Genomic DNA, 19461 nt, shown 5'->3' with positions numbered 1-19461 from the left:
AATAATAATAAAATAACTGCAAATATCCAAACTATATTATTCAATATAGTTTCAGAGTGAAGACAATCCAATGATTAATGTAGGTAAATAATTAAAAATAGACAAAAAAATAGAGCCCTCTAGGTCTCTTAATTTAAGCACTTTTGCTAATTTTTTTATATTAAGACATGCGAAAGTAAGCCCAATTTTCATGTGCATTTTTTCTTTTCCTGTTCCAAATAACCTCTCAATCGTCTGTTTACGATTATTATAGATAGATTTCATTCCAATGGAATGACGTATGTCCTCACATCGTTCCATATCATCTTCCCATAAATGACGTTGAACTTGCTTTCTCTTATCCTTTGACTGCGTACATTTATTTATTAAAGAACATGTCATACAATCATGAGGGTTACTTTTATATTCTCGATAACCATCTCGATTAGTTGTCGTATAAGTTAATGTTTTCATATTGGGACAAATATATTGATTATAGTATTCGTCATAAACATAATCATATTTTTTGAAAAAACCTTTCTTGGTCATGGGTCTCTTGTATGGAAAAATAGATGTTAAGTTATCTTGAAATAACAAATGGGCAATACCTGGTGTCTTGTAGCCTGCATCCATCACTAATTTATTCAGAGTGAAATGACTTTTTAATTTATTGTAAATAGAGATAAAAGTACGACTATCATGTTGATTACCTGGATGCGTTGTATATCCTAAAACCCATCCGTGTCGTCCATTAGACTGATCATATTTATCCTCAACAAGTTGATAAATAAAACTAAAATCGACGTATTTATCAATATCTCTTAAAAAATGTTCCTGTGAAACTAAGTCTTCTAATGAATAAAAACCTATTTGATTACGTTTACTCATATCTTGTTTTTTCAACATTAATAGTCACTCCTTTCTTCTATCTTAACAAAAAAAGATAAAGTATCGAAATTTATCAATACTTTGTCTACAGTCTGAAGCAACTATGATAAGTGGATGCTTTTTTCTATTTGTAACTTTGCATGATGGTATCAATACCAGAGATGGTGGCATACCTAAATCCTTCTTTTTCTAAAGCAGTGATACCTTTAATAGTTGTACCGCCAGGAGAGGTTACACCATCTTTTAATTCACCAGGGTGTTTGTTAGAGTCTAGTAATAAATTAGCTGATCCACTTACCATCTTGGCAGCAACAGTATAAGCTAATTTTCTGTCCATACCATGTAATACTGCCGCATCTCCTAGAGCTTCCATAAAGACGTCAACAAATGCTGGTCCGCATCCTGCCAATGTACCAAAAATATCAATCTTATCTTCAGAAATTTCTTCTACCGTTCCCAAAAGACTTAAACAATCATAGATTGCGATTTTATCAAGATTACTTATTGTCTGTGAGTAAGCAATACCAGTAATACCTTGATTGATTTGTACAGGTGTATTGGGGATAGCTTGAGCGATAGGGTAAGATCCACCTAAAGCTTCCTGCATTAAGGAAATAGGGACACCAGCTGATACTGAAATAATAGGAAGGTCTTTGTTTAAATGATTTTTTAAATCGTTTATGACTGGAAGGATCATAGGTGTTTTAACGGCTAAAAAAATCATATCCACTTGGTCAAAATCTTCTAAATTATCAGTTAGGTTAAAAGGAATATTTTGTTGTAGTTTTTTTGCTGTGTCCCCTTTACCCCCTTTTACAAGAATATCTGTTGGAGAAATATTATTTGAGCGAACCCACCCTTTAATCATAGCTCCTCCCATATGGCCAGCGCCAAATATACCGATTTTCATATATCATCCCATCTTTCTTTTAAATAGTTAACCAATTTAGTATAGAACGTAAAATTATTTGTGACAACTAATTTTATAGTATATCACTTTATGATATACTATAAGGACAATTAAACTAAAGGAGTGGGTTGAGTGGAGTTAATCATACAAGACGTAGTGAAAAAGTTTGATGATAAAGTAATTTTAGATGAAGCAAGTTTTCAATTTGAAAAAGGCAAAATATATGGATTATTAGGTCGAAACGGAGCGGGTAAGACGACACTTTTTAATTGTATATCAAAAGATTTATCCATTGACTCAGGAACGATTCAGTTGAAAGAGGACATGATAGAGTATGATTTTTCTGATCTAGAAGTTGGGTTAGTTCATGCTACCCCAACTCTACCAGATTTTATGACAGGTTATGAATTCATTAAGTTTTTTATTGATATGAATAAAGAAAAAATGCCCAACGTCCGCACACCAGATGAGTATTTAGCAAAAGTTGGGATAAAAAAAGAGGATCGCCATCGGTTACTGAAAGACTACTCGCATGGGATGAAAAATAAAGTTCAGATGATTGCGACGATGATGGTGCAACCACCTGTCTTGCTACTTGATGAACCATTGACGAGTTTTGATGTGGTTGCAGCTCATGAAATGAAAGAATTGATTTTATCAATAAAAAAAGATTCCGTTGTGATATTCTCCACTCATATTTTACAGTTAGCACAAGATTTATGTGATGAGATTGTGGTGCTTCATAAAGGTAAACTAACAGGGTTTGATCCAACTAAAATTCATACGAATAGTTTTGAAGCGGATATTGTTGCCATGTTATCTGATGAAGAGGGTAAATCTCAAGATGCAGTGGTTGAAGTGATAGGTGAGTCAGATGATAAGTAATGTTAGGTCAACCCTCACAGAATATATTTTATTGCAGTTATTTAAAGGGACTATCTTTATTAATGGTTTGTTTTATTTTATTGGTAGAATTCCTTTTATTGGTAAAATTGTTCCTGTTAGAATGGTTTATGCGGATTATCCCTTAAAGAAAGTATTCACCTATATTAAGTTTGCTATTTCAACAGCAATTAAAGTCATAATAGGTATCATTCCTTTCTTTGTCAGTTCATTTTTAGCTAATGTTGTATTTAAAGAGAGTCAGTTATCAAGTTTTGATATTTGGTTAGTTGTCTTTGCGTTTTATTTGCCAATATTTGGCTCATTATTTAGTGTTCCTGATAAAAAAGATGTGTTGTTTATCACTAATTTTCGAATTAATAAATCTTCTCATTTGAAAAGAATGACTCTGTTGGAACTATGCTTTGATTTAATCGTCGTCACCATTGCGTTGATTGTTATGAGTCTGTTTAATAGCTTACCGATTATTTTAACCACATTATTAGGGAGTAGTACTTATGTGTTTTTTAGTACGATTTGGCTAAGAATAGATTTACCACTGACACTACAAAAACATCCATGGATAAAAAAAGTTGCGATATTAGTAGTGATGTTGGCGTTAGTTATTGGATTTTGTTTCACCATGTTATCTTCTTTTATGAGTTTTTTATTTTCTAATCTATTGGTAATAATAGGACTCATTATTTTTAACTTTCTGGCGAGTTGGTTAGTGGCCAAGAATTATTTATCTTACCCTCGTTTTTCATTAGTAGCCGATAAAAAAGTTAGCTCATCAATGTATGCCTTTGAAGCCGATGATAAAGAATTGAAAAATAAAACTACAAACTTTACTGAAGGCGTAGGCTTAACAAAAAAAATGAGCATCGATGAACAGGCGAACTTCGATGATTTGTCAGGAAATGCTTATTTAAATGCATTATTTTTTAGTCGATTTAAAAAAGGACTAGGTAAGGGATTGCTAATTAAAGTAATCAGTATTAGTGTATTAGGCTTAGCTTTAGTAGTAGCCAGTCAGTTTTTTCCATTAATGTCTGGTGTCGGTGAGTTAGAAGAATTTATGTATCGCCTTGTCCCATCACTCTTTTTTGTTTTATATTTAACGTCAGTTGGCAAAAGTGTGGTACAAAGTTTATTTATGAATTGTGATATCTCCATGTTGACGTTTCCTTTTTATCGAACAAAAGAAGCAATAATTAGTGGATTTCTCGCTAGGTTTAAAAAAATCCTGTTTTACAATAGTATCGTGAACGGTGTTTTATTAGTTTGGTTAATCTTATTTAATTTACTAGTTGTTGGGCTTAATTCCATCCATTTGATTGGGCTTGCTCTTTTAGTCATCATAAGTTTAACGTTACTTTTTTCGTTTCACGAATTATTTGTTTATTATTTACTACAACCTTTTACAAGTGATTTTCAAGTAATCAATCCTATTTATAAAGTAGTGAATGGTGTCTTTTATTTGTTTGCCTATATAAATTTACAACTTAAAACAACAGGACTTTACTATGCATTAGGTTTGTCTATTGTGTCTTTATTGTATGTTGGGGTAGGGTTTGCTGTGATTTTAAAAGTAGCACCCAAAACGTTTAAATTAAAAAATTAAATGTTTGTACTTGTTTTATATTTCTAAAGGTGTTATAAATATAACTGTAGATAAATAAAAGATAATTGTTGAGAAAGACACCGATATGTGAGGGCTATCTGACAGGGAGGAAAACATAATTGAGAGTTTTCCAGATAAGTGCATGTGTTGACCACTTTCGAAAGTCGAGTTGAAACTTGACCGGTCGTACCGTTAACACGCTCGAGGAGACATAGATTTATGTCTTAAATATTAGGTGGAACCACGATGATTCGTCCTAGTAGGTCAATATGACTTACTAGGGCTTTTTTTATTTAAACAATTAAAAGGAGACGATAGTATGATTAAGATTACTTTTCCAGATGGCGCTGTCAAAGAATTTGAGAGTGGCTCATCAACATTAGATATTGCAAAAAGCATTAGCAATTCTCTAGCAAAAAAAGCCTTAGCAGGTAAATTAAATGGCGAGTTGATTGATTTAGAGCGACCAATCGAAGTGGATGGGTCAATTGAAATCGTGACACCAGACCATGAAGAGGCGTTAGGAATTTTACGCCACTCAACAGCTCACTTGATGGCAAACGCGATGAAACGTTTATACCCAAATATTCATTTTGGTGTTGGACCAGCAATTGAAAATGGGTTTTATTATGACACTGATAATGGTGAAGAGGTTATCTCTGAAGAAAACTTAGAAGCGATTGAAAAAGAGATGATGGCGATTGTAAAAGAAAATAACCCAATCGTGCGTAAAGAAATTTCTCGTGCCGATGCTTTAGAGTTGTTTAAGGAAGATCCATATAAAGTGGAATTAATTACTGACCTACCAGAAGATGAAGTGATTACTGTTTATGAGCAAGGTGACTTTGTAGATTTATGTCGCGGGGTGCATGTGCCATCTACTGGACGTATTCAAGTCTTCAAATTATTATCTGTTGCTGGAGCATACTGGAGAGGGAATTCTGATAACCATATGATGCAACGTGTTTACGGAACAGCATTCTTTGATAAAAAAGCATTAAAAGAATACATCAAAATGCGTGAAGAAGCGAAAGAGCGTGACCATAGAAAACTTGGTAAAGAATTAGACTTATTTATGTTAAGTCCTGAAGTTGGTTCTGGTTTACCATTCTGGTTACCAAAAGGTGCGACAATTCGCCGTACAATCGAACGCTACATTACGGATAAAGAAATCAGCTTAGGGTACCAACACGTTTACACACCCATTATGGCAAACGTTGAATTTTACAAAACTTCTGGTCACTGGGATCATTACCATGAAGACATGTTCCCACCAATGGACATGGGAGATGGCGAAATGTTAGTATTACGTCCAATGAACTGTCCACATCATATGATGGTTTATAAAAACGATGTTCATAGTTACCGTGAATTGCCAATTCGTATCGCTGAACTTGGTATGATGCACCGTTATGAAAAATCAGGTGCGTTATCAGGATTACAACGTGTTCGTGAAATGACATTAAATGATGGTCATACATTTGTTCGTCCAGATCAAATCAAAGATGAATTCAAACGTACATTAGAATTAATGGTTGCCGTATATGAAGATTTCAATATTACAGATTATCGTTTCCGTTTAAGTTACAGAGACCCAGAAAACACTGAAAAATACTTTAATGATGATGAAATGTGGGAAAAAGCTCAAACAATGCTGAAAGAAGCCATTGATGAATTAGGGTTAGAATACTTTGAAGCAGAAGGCGAAGCAGCATTCTATGGCCCTAAACTTGACGTGCAAGTAAAAACTGCCTTAGGAATGGAAGAAACATTATCAACTATCCAATTAGACTTCTTATTACCTGAACGTTTTGACTTAACTTATGTTGGAAAAGATGGCGAAAACACTCATCGTCCAGTCGTTATTCATCGTGGTATCGTGTCTACGATGGAACGTTTTGTGGCTTACTTAACTGAAGTGTATAAAGGCGCATTCCCAACTTGGTTAGCACCAGTGCAAGGAACAATCATCCCAGTTAACTTAGACTTACATAGTGACTATGCCTTTGAAATCAAAGAGCAATTAAATAGTTTAGGCTTACGTTTTGAAGTGGACGATCGTAATGAAAAAATGGGTTACAAGATTCGTGAATCTCAAACTCAAAAAATTCCATATCAAATTGTTGTGGGAGATAAAGAGTTAGACAACGGTGAAGTAAATGTCCGTAAATACGGAAGCAAAGAAACTGAGACAGTGAAATTACCATTATTTGTTGAATCAGTGGTTGCTGAAGTGAAAAACTACAGTAAATAATACAAAAAAAGACCAAGTCGATTGTGGCTTGGTCTTTTACTTATTTCAGTGCATTTTCTAAATCATTAATCAAATCGTCGCAATCCTCAATACCACAAGATAGACGAATTAACGTTGAGGTAACACCCATTTTGATGCGTTCTTCTTCAGGCATACAGGCATGTGACATGGTCCATGGATAAGATAAAATCGACTCAACACCGCCAAGACTGACAGCCACAATAGGGATTTGACATTTATTAAAGAAATCAGCGACTTTATCTTCACAACTTAACTCAAAACTTAAAACAGCACCACCAGATTGTGTTTGTGATTGATGAATGTCTGATTGAGGATGAGTTGCTAGTCCAGGGTAATAGACAGATTTTATTTCATCGTGATTTGATAAAAAGTCTGCGATTTTAGCTGCATTTTTAACAGATTGTTTCATGCGAAGACCCATTGTTTTAACCCCTCTAAGTAATAACCACGCATCTTCGACGCTTAAAATACTTCCTAATGCTTTTTGATGTTTTTTGAGCGTTGAGTAGAGTTTTTCATCATTTGTCGCAATGAGTCCGGCTAAAATATCACTATGGCCATTAATAAATTTTGTGGCACTGTGAATGACAATATCGACCCCAAAATCGAGTGGTTGTTGGTGAATAGGTGTCATAAATGTGTTGTCACAAGCAGTTAAAATTTGATGTTTTTTTGCTAAATGACAGACAGATTTTAAATCTGTAATCGTTAACAATGGATTTGATGGTGTTTCTAAATAAAATAACTTGGTATTTGGTTGGATGGCATTTTCCCATGCTGAAACATCGGATTCATCAACGAACGTATGTTTCACGCCGAAACGTGTTAGAAATTCCGTCACAATCTGATAAGTACCCCCATAAATGTTTTTTCCAAGGATAAGATGGTCTCCTTGAGATAACATAAATAAAACAGAATTGATAGCTGCCATACCTGAAGAAAAAGCTAGGCCGAATTTGGCACTTTCAAGTGAAGCAATGCATTCTTCAACAGCTGTGATGGTTGGATTACCAAACCGAGTGTAGTTGTATCCAGTATGATGGAAGACATCATCTTGATGGAACGTGGATGTTTGGTATTTTGGAATAGAGGCTGATCCAGTTTCTTTGTCGATAACGGAATAACCATGTAGTAATTTTGTATTGATGTTCATAAAATCCCCTCCAATTTTATATAAGTTAATTTTATTCTGTTAATACCTTGAACGTAACACTCACATGTATGCGCTGTCAATTAAATTTTAAGTAAAATTTCGTATTAAAAAACGTTCATATGAATAAAATTTCAAATAAATCATCATTTTTGAGAGCAAATTTTTTAAAATGATAGATAATTTGTGTATAATGACAACTATAAATTAGGAATGGAGGTTAAATGATGTGGACATTACTTGAATCTATTGTTCTTTATTATATATCGTGAATTAAACGTTGAATTTTTACATCAGGTTAAATTCTGATAAATGTTTAAGTTAAATAAATGAGTTCAGATATGATTGAAGGATAAACAGTGTAAGTATGGAAAATGATTCGTGAGATTATAAGGTATAGAGTAGGGCTTTATGTAATCGTACAATTGACATGTTTTTTTATTTAGAGTATTTTAATTGATTTATTGATATCATAACAAACATTTGTAAAATCCACTTTTTAAAGTAGTATATTCTCAAAAAGATTTTGTTAAAAGTTGAAATGATTCTTATTAAATAATTTTTCTGAAAATATTTTGAAACAAATGAGTTTAAAAAATGATTCTATCAGTGTAGACTGGTAAAAAAGGAGATGATATTCATGATAGATGTTCCATTTTTCTCACAATTTCTTAAAGTGAGTAATTTTTACACGTTGATTGCTATTGTATTGTTAGGTGCGGCAATGGTGTGCTTAAAAATGCTTAAAGACAAAAAAGTAAGTTTTTCTAAACGCATGATTATCGCTTTGATCATTGGTCTAGTACTAGGGATTGGTATTGATATGATCAGTAACAAAAATGGTATTTACATTGATCATGCTAGAGGAGAAATATCTGCATGGTTTGGACTTATTGGGACAGGGTTTTTAAAACTAGTTCAGTTACTTGCTATTCCAGTCGTCTTTTTATCTATTATTAAAGTTGTTGTGGATGTACGAGGTGATCGTATTCGAAGTTTAACAGGTCGCACATTCATTACATTATTAAGCACAACAGCTATTTCTGCGATTGTTGGTATTTTAGTTGTTAAGCTATTTAATTTAAATGCGACTAGTTTTGCTGGAGACTTAACGGAACAAAAGACAGAATTTATGAATAATATTGCCTCACAAAGTTTTCCTGAATTCTTTTTAAATTTAATTCCTAATAATATTATTAGTGTAATGGGAAACAATGGGAGTATCGTATCGGTTGTTATTATTGCAGCGATGTTTGCCAGTGCAATTCGTTTCTTAAAGGTTAAAAAACCGACTGAAGTAGCTCCTTTTGTGACATTTTTAGATTCGCTACGTATTACAGTTAATTCTGTTTTGACAAACGTTATTAAATTAATGCCATATGGTGTGGTAGCTCTTGTAAGTAACACTATTATTTCAAATGGTATCCAATCTGTTGTTAGTATGCTAGGATTTATAGCGGCACTTTATACAGGAGTTATCATTATGTTATTGGTATATGTTGTTATTTTAAGTTTTATGGGTGTCAATCCAGTTATGTTCTACAAGAAAGCTTTTAATACATTGTTATTTGCTTTTTCTTCTCGTTCAAGCGTAGGAACATTACCTTATACTTTGCAAACACTTGAAAAAGACATGGGTGTATCAGGTGAAACATCAAACTTTGTTGCAACACTTGGAACAACAATTGGGATGAATGGATGTGCCGGAGTATTCCCTGCCATGCTTGGAACATTAGTTGCTGGAGCAGCGGGAGCTACTATGGACTTTTCATTCTTTGTGCTTGTTGTGGTTGTTGTGACAGTAGGTTCAATCGGTATTGCCGGTGTACCAGGAACAGCAACCGTTGCTGCTACTGTTACATTAAATGGATTAGGTTATGGTTCTGCTATTTCAAGTATTGGGGCTATATTTGGTATTGACCCAATTGTTGATATGGGGCGTACAATGTTAAACGTTGCCGGAAGTATGGTATCTGCGGTAGTCGTAGATAAATGGGAAGGCACGTTTGATAAAGATCAGTTCAATATGCCATCAAATCATACACAAATTAATGAATAATAAAAAGAGACGTTTATCGTCTCTTTTTTGTTTATCTAAAATCATGATTGTATTAGTGAATAGCGACCAGTTTTATGATAAACTAAGTGAGCAAGTTAAATGAAGGAGATAATCAATGACACAATTACATTATGTAGTAGAAGATAAAAAAGGAAGAATTGATAAAGTATTAGCAGAAGTTTTTTCAGATTATTCACGCTCTCAAATTCAGAGTTGGTTAAAAGAAGAGGCAGTGAATGTTAATGGAGAGATTGTTAAAGCAAATTATAAAGTGAAACAAAACGATCGTGTTGATATTACGGTACCAGAAGCAAAAGAATTAACCTTAGAACCACAAGATATTCCATTAGAAATTGTTTATGAAGATGATGATGTGATTGTGGTAAATAAACCTCAAGGAATGGTAGTCCATCCATCTATGGGTCATCCTGATGGAACGCTTGTTAATGCATTATTATTCCACGCAGGATCACTTTCAAGTATTAATGATGTGATCCGTCCGGGGATTGTTCACCGAATTGACAAGGATACATCTGGACTATTGATGGTGGCAAAAAATGATGCGGCACATATTGCGCTTCAGGATGAGTTAAAAGAACGTAAAACATTAAGAAAATATGTGGCGTTAGTTCATGGTGTCATTCCACATGAAAAAGGAAAAATCGAAGCACCAATAGGTAGAAGTAAAGACAACCGTCAAAAACAAGCGATCGTAGCAGATGGTAAAGAAGCAGTGACTCATTTTACCGTATTAGAACGATTTTTAGATTATACATTAATTGAATGTGTCCTTGAAACTGGTCGAACACATCAAATTCGGGTGCACATGGATTATATCGGTTATCCAATTGTTGGCGATCCACTATATGGTCCTAAGAAAACGATAAAAGGAAATGGGCAGTTCTTACACGCTAAAACATTAGCCTTTACTCATCCGACAACAGGAGAGCTGATGACCTTTGATTCTGAGTTACCAGAAATATTTACAAAAACATTGAAGGAAATCGAAAATAATGATTGATATTTACATATGAGTGCGTTATACTCAGTACAACAAAACAGAACAGTCCTTTAAGAGTAGTCCAGAGAGGCTAAGAAGGAGCGTGTAATATGTATTGATAAGGGCCATTGTATCCTTATATCACTATGACTAAACACAACCCTCTTATTCTTTGATGGATGAGAGGGTTTTTTGTTTAAAAAATTTAGGGGGAACTTTAATGACTGAAAAAGTAGTAGTGGATGACATGACAATGAAACGAGCATTGACACGTATTACTTATGAAATTATTGAACGACACAAGGGCATTGATGATATCGTGTTGATTGGGATCAAAACACGCGGCATTTATCTAGCTAATCGAATTGCTGAGAGATTAAAACAATTAGAAGGAAAAGACATTCCTGTTGGCGAGCTAGATATTACATTATACAGAGATGATAATCATGTCAATGAACACGACACACCTGAAGTACATGCATCAAATATTCCCTTTTCAATAGAAGATAAAGAAGTCATTTTAGTCGATGACGTTATTTTTACAGGTAGAACGATTCGTGCAGCACTAGATGCTATCATGGATATTGGTCGTCCTGAAAAGATTTCATTAGCCGTATTAGTTGATAGAGGACATAGAGAATTACCAATTCGAGCTGATTACGTTGGCAAAAATATTCCAACATCAAAAACAGAACAAATTATTGTATCTGTGGAAGAATATGATGGTAAAGATGAGATCAAAATTAAACAACTTAATTAAATAAGCTTTTTAATCGAGTACAGAGAGACTAGGAAAAGCAATAACAATTGGTGGAAAAAGTCAAACACCAACTTGTTTTCGCGCGCCTCGTTTCTAAAACTGAAACGAGGATTTTTTATTATAAAGGAGACTGTCAAATGAAAGAAAACTATAGAAACCCAGATGTTGTATTGGACATACATGATAAACCGAAGGGAATTAAATGGTTAGGGCTTAGCTTACAACATTTATTTACCATGTTTGGTGCCACAGTACTAGTGCCAATATTAGTTGGTATTAACCCAGGAATTGCACTATTTAGTTCAGGACTTGGAACGATTGTGTATCTCATCGTAACAAAAGGAAAAATACCAGCTTACTTAGGAAGTAGTTTTGCGTTTATTGCAGCGATGCAAATGTTAATGAAAGATGATGGTTATCCGGCAGTGGCCTTAGGAGCTATCACAACGGGGATTGTCTACTTAATTGTTTCAGTCATTGTGAAGCGATCGGGATCAGCTTGGTTAGATAAATTGCTTCCAGCGATTGTGGTTGGACCAGTTGTCATGGTAATCGGCCTTGGGTTAGCTGGAAATGCAGCAAGTCAAGCGATGTATGCAGTAGGAGCAAATGGCGAACAAGTTTACAGTGTGAAATACATTGTAGTTGCCTTGATTACCATGTCACTAACGATTTTCTTTAACATGTATCTTAAAGGGTTTATGGGACTTATTCCAATATTACTAGGAATTGTGTGTGGTTACTTTATCGCACTTGCAGTTGGAATTGTCGATGTTGAGCCAATTAGACAAGCAGCATGGTTTGCTTTACCTGACTTTCAAGCACCGTTTGTGACTTACACACCGAAATTTTACTTAACCGCGATTGTGACCATGGCCCCTATCGCATTTGTGACGATGACAGAACACATTGGTCACTTGATGGTGTTAAATAAATTAACAAAACGAGATTTCTTCAAAGAGCCTGGTCTAGATAAAACACTTAAAGGTGATGGATTAGCACAAATCGTCGCTGGTTTAGTTGGCGGTCCTCCTGTTACAAGTTATGGTGAGAATATTGGGGTTCTTGCGATTACTCGTGTACACAGTGTGTTTGTCATCGGAGGGGCAGCAGCTCTTGCAATGGGATTAAGTTTTGTCGGAAAATTAACCGCGATTATTCAAAGTATTCCCAACCCAGTTATTGCAGGAATTAGTTTTATCCTATTCGGAGTGATTGCTTCAAGCGGATTGAAAATCTTGATTGATAATAAAATTGATTTTAACTTAAAACGCAACTTGTTGATTGCCTCAGTTATCTTAGTAGTGGGAATCGGCGGATTAACATTCCAAGTTGGAGCAGTAGCGGTTTCTGGTATGGCTCTGGCAACATTGTTTGGAATTATACTGAACTTGATTTTACCTGAAAAAGCGAAAAGCGAATTAGAATAAAAAGGAGAGGCTCAAATGATTATTACATCGGAGAGAATTAGTTTAAAACATTTACTAACGGCAGAATCATTAAGTGACCAAGAAGTGATGGGATTAATTAAACGTGCACAGCAGTTTAAACACGGAGAGAAATCTCAATTACCCAATCAACAATATTTTGTTGCTAATCTATTCTTTGAAAACAGTACAAGAACACATAAAAGTTTTGAAGTCGCAGAGAAAAAAATGGGCATCGATGTAATAGAATTTGATGCAAAAACAAGTTCAGTATCAAAAGGCGAATCGTTATATGACACTGTGTTGACGATGTCAGCAATCGGTGTGCATGCGTGTGTGATTCGTCACTGGGAAGAAGATTATTATAATGAATTGATCCAAAGTAAAACCATTACAGCATCAATCATTAATGGAGGAGACGGTAGTGGCAATCATCCAACACAGTGTTTACTTGACTTATTGACTATATATGAAGAGTTCGGACATTTTGACAATTTAAATATTGCGATATGTGGCGATTTAACGCATTCTCGTGTGGCCAACTCAAACATGAAGATGTTAAAACGTCTGGGAGCCAATCTTTATTTCTGTGGACCAGAAGAATGGTACAACAAGAAATATGAAGCTTACGGGACTTACTTACCAATAGATGACGTATTAGATAAAGTAGACGTGATGATGATGTTACGTGTGCAGCACGAGCGTCACGATGAAGGGGAAAGTTTTTCAAAAGAAGAATATCACCAACAACATGGTTTAACCAACGAACGTGCAACAAAAATGAAAGAAAAAGCGATTATCATGCACCCCGCTCCGGTCAATCGTGATGTCGAGCTAGCTGATGAGTTAGTTGAAAGTTATCAATCACGAATCACGCAACAGATGACCAATGGTGTATTTATGAGAATGGCAATATTAGAAGCCATTTTACAAGGAAAATCATAGGAGGATGAACATGAAAACATTAATTAAAAATGGCCGAGTGGTTACAAGTAGAAATCAGTTAATTCTTGTCGATGTATGGATTGAAGAAGGGAAAATCAAAGGGATTGGTCAGTTTACTGAAACAGCAGAGAGTTTTGAACAAGTTATTGATGCAAAAAACGGATTGATAACACCAGGATTAGTTGATGTTCATGTGCATTTTAGAGAGCCTGGATTTGAATACAAAGAAACAATCGAAACAGGTAGTCGTTCAGCGGCTAAAGGTGGGTTTACCACAGTGTGTGCCATGCCAAACCTTAATCCAGTGCCAGATACACCAGAGCGTTTGACAGACATGTATCAACGTATTGAAAAAGATAGCATGGTAAACATCTTACAATATGCACCTATTACAAAAGAATTAAACACAGAAAAGTTAGTTGACTTTGCTGGATTAAAAAAAGCTGGTGCATTTGCTTTTACAAATGATGGTGTGGGTGTGCAAACTGCTGGAGTCATGTACGAAGCAATGAAAGAAGCAGCAGCACTTGATATGGCGATTGTGGCCCACACTGAAGATGAGAGTTTATTATTTGGTGGCGTGATGCATTTAGGTGAGAAGTCAAAAGAGTTAGGCTTACCTGGTATTATGAGTGCGACTGAATCATCACAAATTGCTAGGGACGTGTTATTAGCAAAAGAAACAGGCGTTCATTATCATGTCTGTCATGTTTCAACCAAAGAAAGTGTTGAAGTCATCAGACAAGCGAAAAAACATGGTATTCATGTGACGTGTGAAGTGTGTCCGCATCATTTAATCATGACAGATTGTGATATCACACATGATCATGGTTACTTTAAAATGAATCCGCCACTAAGAGCGACTGATGATCAACAAGCATTAATCGATGGATTACTGGATGGAACGATTGATTGTATCGCTACAGACCATGCACCACATGGACACGAAGAAAAAAATCAAAGCATGATTGACTCACCATTTGGAATCGTGGGAAGTGAAACAGCCTTTGCTTTAATGTACACGCACTTTGTTAAAACAAATCGTTTTACACTAGAGCAAGTTGTGTATTGGATGACAGAAGCACCATCAAAACTATTTAATTTAGAAACAGGCTCATTAAATATTGGGGCAGATGCGGATATTGCCATCTTTGACTTAGATGAAGAAGTGGTCATACCTGAAGAGTTTGTTTCAAAATCACATAATACGCCATTTAGTGGAGAAAAAGTTGTTGGAGACACATTATATACCTTTGTAAAAGGGAAATTGGTTTGGAATAAAAAGGAGGCGTAAGTAAATGAAGCGATTGTTAATCTTAGAAGATGGAACGTGTTATGAAGGAGAAGGATTTGGTGCGCCAAATTCTGCTACTGGTGAGTTAGTATTTACAACAGGAATGAGTGGATACCAAGAGATGATGACGGATCCAAGTTTTAAAGGGCAAATATTATTATTCACTTATCCAACAATTGGAAATTATGGAATAAATCGTGATGATTTTGAATCTATGTCTCCAGCTTGTTCTGCTGTTGTGGTCAGAGATGTCGCTAGAGTAGCATCAAACTGGCGCTCACAAGCAACATTAGATGAATTCTTGAAACGAAAAGGTGTTCCAGGAATCAGCGGGATTGACACTCGTGCGTTAACGAAAAAAATTCGTGAAAAAGGGGCAATGAAGGCAAGCATTATAGATGTTGTGTCTGACATAAACCATGCTTACGACCAATTAAGAGCGACTGTTTTACCGTCAACACAAGTCCAAGCTGTTTCAACTACTAAACCTTATAGCATTCCAGGAACGGGTGCAAACGTGGTGATTATTGATTTTGGCATGAAGCAAAGTATATTAAGAGAATTAATCAAACGCGATTGTCATATCACAGTAGTATCCTATGATACAACAGCAGATGAGATTTTATCGTATCAACCAGATGGCGTGATGTTATCAAACGGTCCTGGCAACCCAAAAGATTTACCACTTGCTTTAAAAACGATTTTAAAACTTCAAGGTGTTGTCCCAATTTTTGGTATTTGTTTAGGTCATCAACTTCTAAGTTTAGCAAATGGTGCTGATACGTATAAAATGCGTTTTGGACATCGTGGCGGAAATCATGCTGTCAGAGAGATTGCCTCCGACTCTGTGTACTTCACCTCTCAAAATCACGGGTATGCCGTGTCACTTGATAGTTTAGATACAACAGAATTAATGTTAACTCACGTTGATATTAATGACGGATCAGTTGAAGGAGTTAAACATAAACATCATCCAGCCTTTTCAGTGCAATTTCATCCAGATGCTGCACCTGGGCCACATGACGCAGTATCAATTTTTGATGAATTTATTGAATTAATGGAAAACTGGGGGAATCAAGATGCCTAAAAGAGATGATATTAAAAAAATACTAGTGATTGGTTCAGGACCAATCGTAATCGGACAAGCTGCTGAATTTGATTATGCCGGAACACAAGCGTGTCTTGCGTTAAAAGAAGAAGGTTATGAAGTCGTTTTAATCAACTCCAATCCAGCGACCATTATGACGGATAAAGGCATTGCTGATAAAGTGTATATCGAGCCTATCACATTAGAATTTGTCACAAAGGTATTAAGAAAAGAACGCCCAGATGCTATCCTTCCGACACTTGGAGGTCAAACAGGATTAAATATGGCGATTGAGTTAAATGACAAAGGGATTTTAGAAGAATTAGGGATTGAACTCTTAGGAACTAAAATCAGTGCCATTGACCAGGCAGAAGATAGAGATTTATTTAAACAATTAATGGAAGAGTTAAATGAGCCAATTCCTGAAAGTGTGATTGTTCATACAGTAGAAGAAGCAGTCGAATTTGGTAAAAAAATCGGTTATCCCTTAATTGTACGCCCAGCTTTCACACTTGGTGGAACAGGTGGTGGTATGTGTGACGATGAAGAAGAATTAATAGCTATCACAAAAAATGGTATTAGCTTGTCCCCTGTTAACCAATGTTTAATTGAAAAAAGTATCGCCGGTTATAAAGAAATCGAATTCGAAGTAATGAGAGATAAAAAGAATCAAGCGATTGTTGTGTGTCACATGGAAAACTTCGACCCAGTGGGAATCCATACTGGGGACTCCATCGTGTTTGCCCCTTGCCAAACACTCTCAGACGTTGAAATTCAGTTATTAAGAGATGCCTCACTCAAAATCATTAAAGCCTTAGAAATTGAAGGTGGATGTAACGTTCAGTTAGCCTTAAACCCAGATAGTTATGACTATTATGTCATTGAGGTAAATCCTCGAGTGAGTCGCTCGTCAGCTTTAGCAAGTAAAGCAACAGGATTCCCGATTGCAAAAATTGCAGCGAAAATAGCGGTAGGTTTAACACTTGATGAAATGAAAAATCCAGTAACACAAACAACGTACGCGATGTTTGAACCAGCATTAGATTACGTCGTATCAAAAATTCCACGTTGGGCATTTGATAAGTTTGAACATGGAGATAGATTATTAAGTACCCAAATGAAAGCAACTGGAGAAGTTATGGCGCTAGGTCGTACGATTGAAGAATCATTATTAAAAGCGGTGAGATCTTTAGAGATTGGGTTACATCATATCGACTCAGAAGAATCAAAAGACCTGTCAGATGATGAGTTAATCAAACAAATGGTTGAAGCAAAAGATGACCGTTTATTCAGAGTCGCAGAAGGTATTAGACGAGGCATGACGATTCAAGATATTGCTCAGTTTACAAAAATTGACATTTTCTTCTTAGATAAAATCAAACGAATCATTGAATTAGAAGATGCATTGTCAAACAACCCAAACGATATCGGGGTATTAAAAGAAGCAAAACGTTATGGTATTGCAGATGTTGTGATAGCCAGATTATGGAATATGACAGCAGAAGACGTAAAAAATATCAGAACTGAGAATAAGATTTTACCAGTTTATAAAATGGTGGACACATGTGCTGGAGAATTTGCTTCAGAAACCCCATATTTCTATAGTACATATGAAGAAGAAAACGAAAGCGAAAGAACAGATAAAGAATCAGTGATTGTACTTGGATCTGGTCCAATTCGTATCGGTCAAGGGGTAGAATTTGATTATGCGACAGTTCACTCGGTTAAAGCCATTCAAGAACAAGGCTATGAAGCGATTATTATAAATAGTAATCCAGAAACTGTATCAACTGACTTCTCAATTTCAGATAAACTATACTTTGAGCCATTAACATTAGAAGATGTGCTTAACATCGTAGAGTTAGAACAACCTAAAGGCGTTATCGTTCAGTTTGGTGGTCAAACAGCGATTAACTTAGCAGAAGGATTAACAAAACACGGTATTCCAATTATTGGAACAACCTTAGAAGATTTAGATAGAGCAGAAAATCGTGATAAGTTTGAACAGGCGTTACAAGAATTAGGTATTCCACAACCGGAAGGAGCGACGGCAACTAATGAAGCTGACGCGATAAAAATTGCGGAAAGAATTGGCTATCCTGTATTAGTTAGACCAAGTTATGTTTTAGGAGGTCGTGCGATGGAGATTGTCTGGAGCACAAAAGACTTAAAACGTTACATGGTTGAAGCCGTAAAAGCATCACCAGAGCATCCAATTTTAATCGACCGATATGTTGTTGGAACAGAGTGTGAAGTTGATGCAATTTGTGATGGGGAAGATGTCTTAATCCCTGGTATTATGGAACATATTGAACGTGCTGGTGTCCATTCAGGAGATTCAATGGCAGTTTACCCACCACAAACAATTAGTCAAATAGTGATTGATAAAATTGTTGACTACACCCAAAAATTAGCCAAAGGGTTAAACTGTAAAGGCATTATGAATATCCAGTTTATCTCCCAAGGAGAAGACGTCTTCGTGATTGAAGTCAATCCTCGTGCTAGCCGAACGGTTCCTTTCTTAAGTAAAGTAACAGATATCCCAATGGCCAAACTTGCGACACAATTAATTTTAGGTCATACATTGAAAGAGTTTGGTTATGAACCAGGATTATATAAAGAAAGCCCAATGGTTCATGTGAAATCCCCAGTGTTCTCATTTGCAAAACTTCATGAAGTGGATACACAATTAGGACCAGAAATGAAATCAACTGGTGAAGTCATGGGAACAGATCGTACAATGGAAAAAGCTCTTTACAAAGCATTTGAAGCAAGTGGCATGCATTTACCTGATTATGGTAATGTCTTGTTTACTATCTCGGATGATTGCAAAGAAGAAGCTCTAGCGTTAGCCAAACGATTCTCAGATATTGGGTATGGCATGTTAGCAACTGAAGGAACAAGTAAGTACTTAACAGATCATGGATTAATTGTTGAAACAGTCGCTAAAATTGCTGAAACCAATCAATTTAATGTCATTGATAGCGTTCGCTCAAATAGAGTGAACCTAGTCATCAATACAACAGGAAATAACGTAACAGAAACATCAGATGGTTTTAGAATCAGACGTTCGGCGGTAGAAAATGGTGTGCCACTCATGACGTCTCTTGATACAGCAGAAGCGATTCTTAGAGTATTGGAAGCAAGAAGTTTTACCGCATTATCACTATAATAAAGGAGA

General features: G+C 35.6%; 14 protein-coding genes. 11 read left to right on the top strand and 3 right to left on the bottom strand.

Translation table 11 applies throughout. From position 1 onward, the window contains the following. Positions 1-51: 51 nt before the first annotated feature. The gene (locus tag MN581_RS01555; protein WP_241699034.1) at positions 52-885 is read right to left on the bottom strand and encodes a transposase; all 834 of its coding nucleotides are present in this window, start codon (positions 883-885) and stop codon (positions 52-54) included. Between the two features lie 106 nt (positions 886-991). Then, positions 992-1777: a pyrroline-5-carboxylate reductase gene (proC, locus tag MN581_RS01550; RefSeq protein ID WP_241699033.1), complete on the bottom strand. Its 786-nt coding sequence runs from the start codon at positions 1775-1777 to the stop codon at positions 992-994. A 132-nt stretch (positions 1778-1909) separates the two neighbouring features. Here proC and MN581_RS01545 point away from each other — a divergent pair, with 132 nt between their 5' ends. The 3 genes from MN581_RS01545 (at position 1910) to thrS (ending at position 6537) form a co-directional block, all read left to right on the top strand. Beyond that, positions 1910-2662, top strand: a complete 753-nt coding sequence (locus tag MN581_RS01545) for an ABC transporter ATP-binding protein (protein WP_241699032.1) — start codon at positions 1910-1912, stop codon at positions 2660-2662. Beyond that, on the top strand, positions 2652-4283 hold the full coding sequence (locus tag MN581_RS01540) for a hypothetical protein (protein WP_241699031.1): 1632 nt from the start codon (positions 2652-2654) through the stop codon (positions 4281-4283). The genes MN581_RS01545 and MN581_RS01540 overlap by 11 nt, the downstream gene beginning before the upstream one ends. A 319-nt stretch (positions 4284-4602) precedes the next feature. Continuing rightward, a complete protein-coding gene (thrS, locus tag MN581_RS01535; protein WP_117972366.1) occupies positions 4603-6537 on the top strand; it encodes a threonine--tRNA ligase in 1935 nt (644 codons plus the stop codon). Positions 6538-6577: 40 nt separating this feature from the next. Here thrS and MN581_RS01530 read toward each other — a convergent pair whose 3' ends face one another. Beyond that, on the bottom strand, positions 6578-7711 hold the full coding sequence (locus MN581_RS01530; RefSeq protein ID WP_241699030.1) for a PLP-dependent aspartate aminotransferase family protein: 1134 nt from the start codon (positions 7709-7711) through the stop codon (positions 6578-6580). Between the two features lie 637 nt (positions 7712-8348). On the opposite strand from MN581_RS01530, the gene MN581_RS01525 reads away from it, so the two are divergent. The 8 genes from MN581_RS01525 to carB all read left to right on the top strand — a co-directional run bounded on the left by MN581_RS01525 (position 8349) and on the right by carB (position 19452). Beyond that, positions 8349-9767 carry a cation:dicarboxylase symporter family transporter gene (locus MN581_RS01525; RefSeq protein WP_241699029.1) on the top strand — a complete coding sequence of 473 codons (1419 nt, stop codon included), beginning with the start codon at positions 8349-8351 and terminating at the stop codon, positions 9765-9767. 115 nt (positions 9768-9882) lie between these two features. Next, positions 9883-10788, top strand: a complete 906-nt coding sequence (locus MN581_RS01520) for an RluA family pseudouridine synthase (protein WP_241699028.1) — start codon at positions 9883-9885, stop codon at positions 10786-10788. A 199-nt stretch (positions 10789-10987) separates the two neighbouring features. Continuing rightward, the gene (gene pyrR / locus MN581_RS01515; RefSeq protein WP_071456897.1) at positions 10988-11527 is read left to right on the top strand and encodes a bifunctional pyr operon transcriptional regulator/uracil phosphoribosyltransferase PyrR; all 540 of its coding nucleotides are present in this window, start codon (positions 10988-10990) and stop codon (positions 11525-11527) included. A gap of 137 nt (positions 11528-11664) precedes the next feature. Further along, entirely contained in the window at positions 11665-12957 is a 1293-nt protein-coding gene (locus tag MN581_RS01510; RefSeq protein WP_241699027.1) for a solute carrier family 23 protein, read from the top strand. A gap of 15 nt (positions 12958-12972) precedes the next feature. Continuing rightward, complete coding sequence (locus MN581_RS01505; RefSeq protein ID WP_241699026.1) at positions 12973-13899, top strand: aspartate carbamoyltransferase catalytic subunit; 927 nt, start codon at positions 12973-12975, stop codon at positions 13897-13899. Between the two features lie 10 nt (positions 13900-13909). After that, positions 13910-15193 carry a dihydroorotase gene (locus MN581_RS01500; RefSeq protein ID WP_241699025.1) on the top strand — a complete coding sequence of 428 codons (1284 nt, stop codon included), beginning with the start codon at positions 13910-13912 and terminating at the stop codon, positions 15191-15193. Positions 15194-15197: 4 nt separating this feature from the next. Next, on the top strand, positions 15198-16280 hold the full coding sequence (locus tag MN581_RS01495) for a carbamoyl phosphate synthase small subunit (protein ID WP_241699024.1): 1083 nt from the start codon (positions 15198-15200) through the stop codon (positions 16278-16280). Next, positions 16273-19452 carry a carbamoyl-phosphate synthase large subunit gene (carB, locus tag MN581_RS01490; RefSeq protein WP_241699023.1) on the top strand — a complete coding sequence of 1060 codons (3180 nt, stop codon included), beginning with the start codon at positions 16273-16275 and terminating at the stop codon, positions 19450-19452. Before MN581_RS01495 ends, carB begins: the two co-directional genes overlap by 8 nt. Positions 19453-19461 lie beyond the last annotated feature (9 nt).

Origin of the sequence: Vagococcus sp. CY53-2 (genome assembly GCF_022604695.1) — a bacterium.
Lineage (GTDB): Bacteria > Bacillota > Bacilli > Lactobacillales > Vagococcaceae > Vagococcus.
Note: the sequence above shows the minus strand (reverse complement) of the source record. Positions and strands in the feature narration are given on the sequence as shown.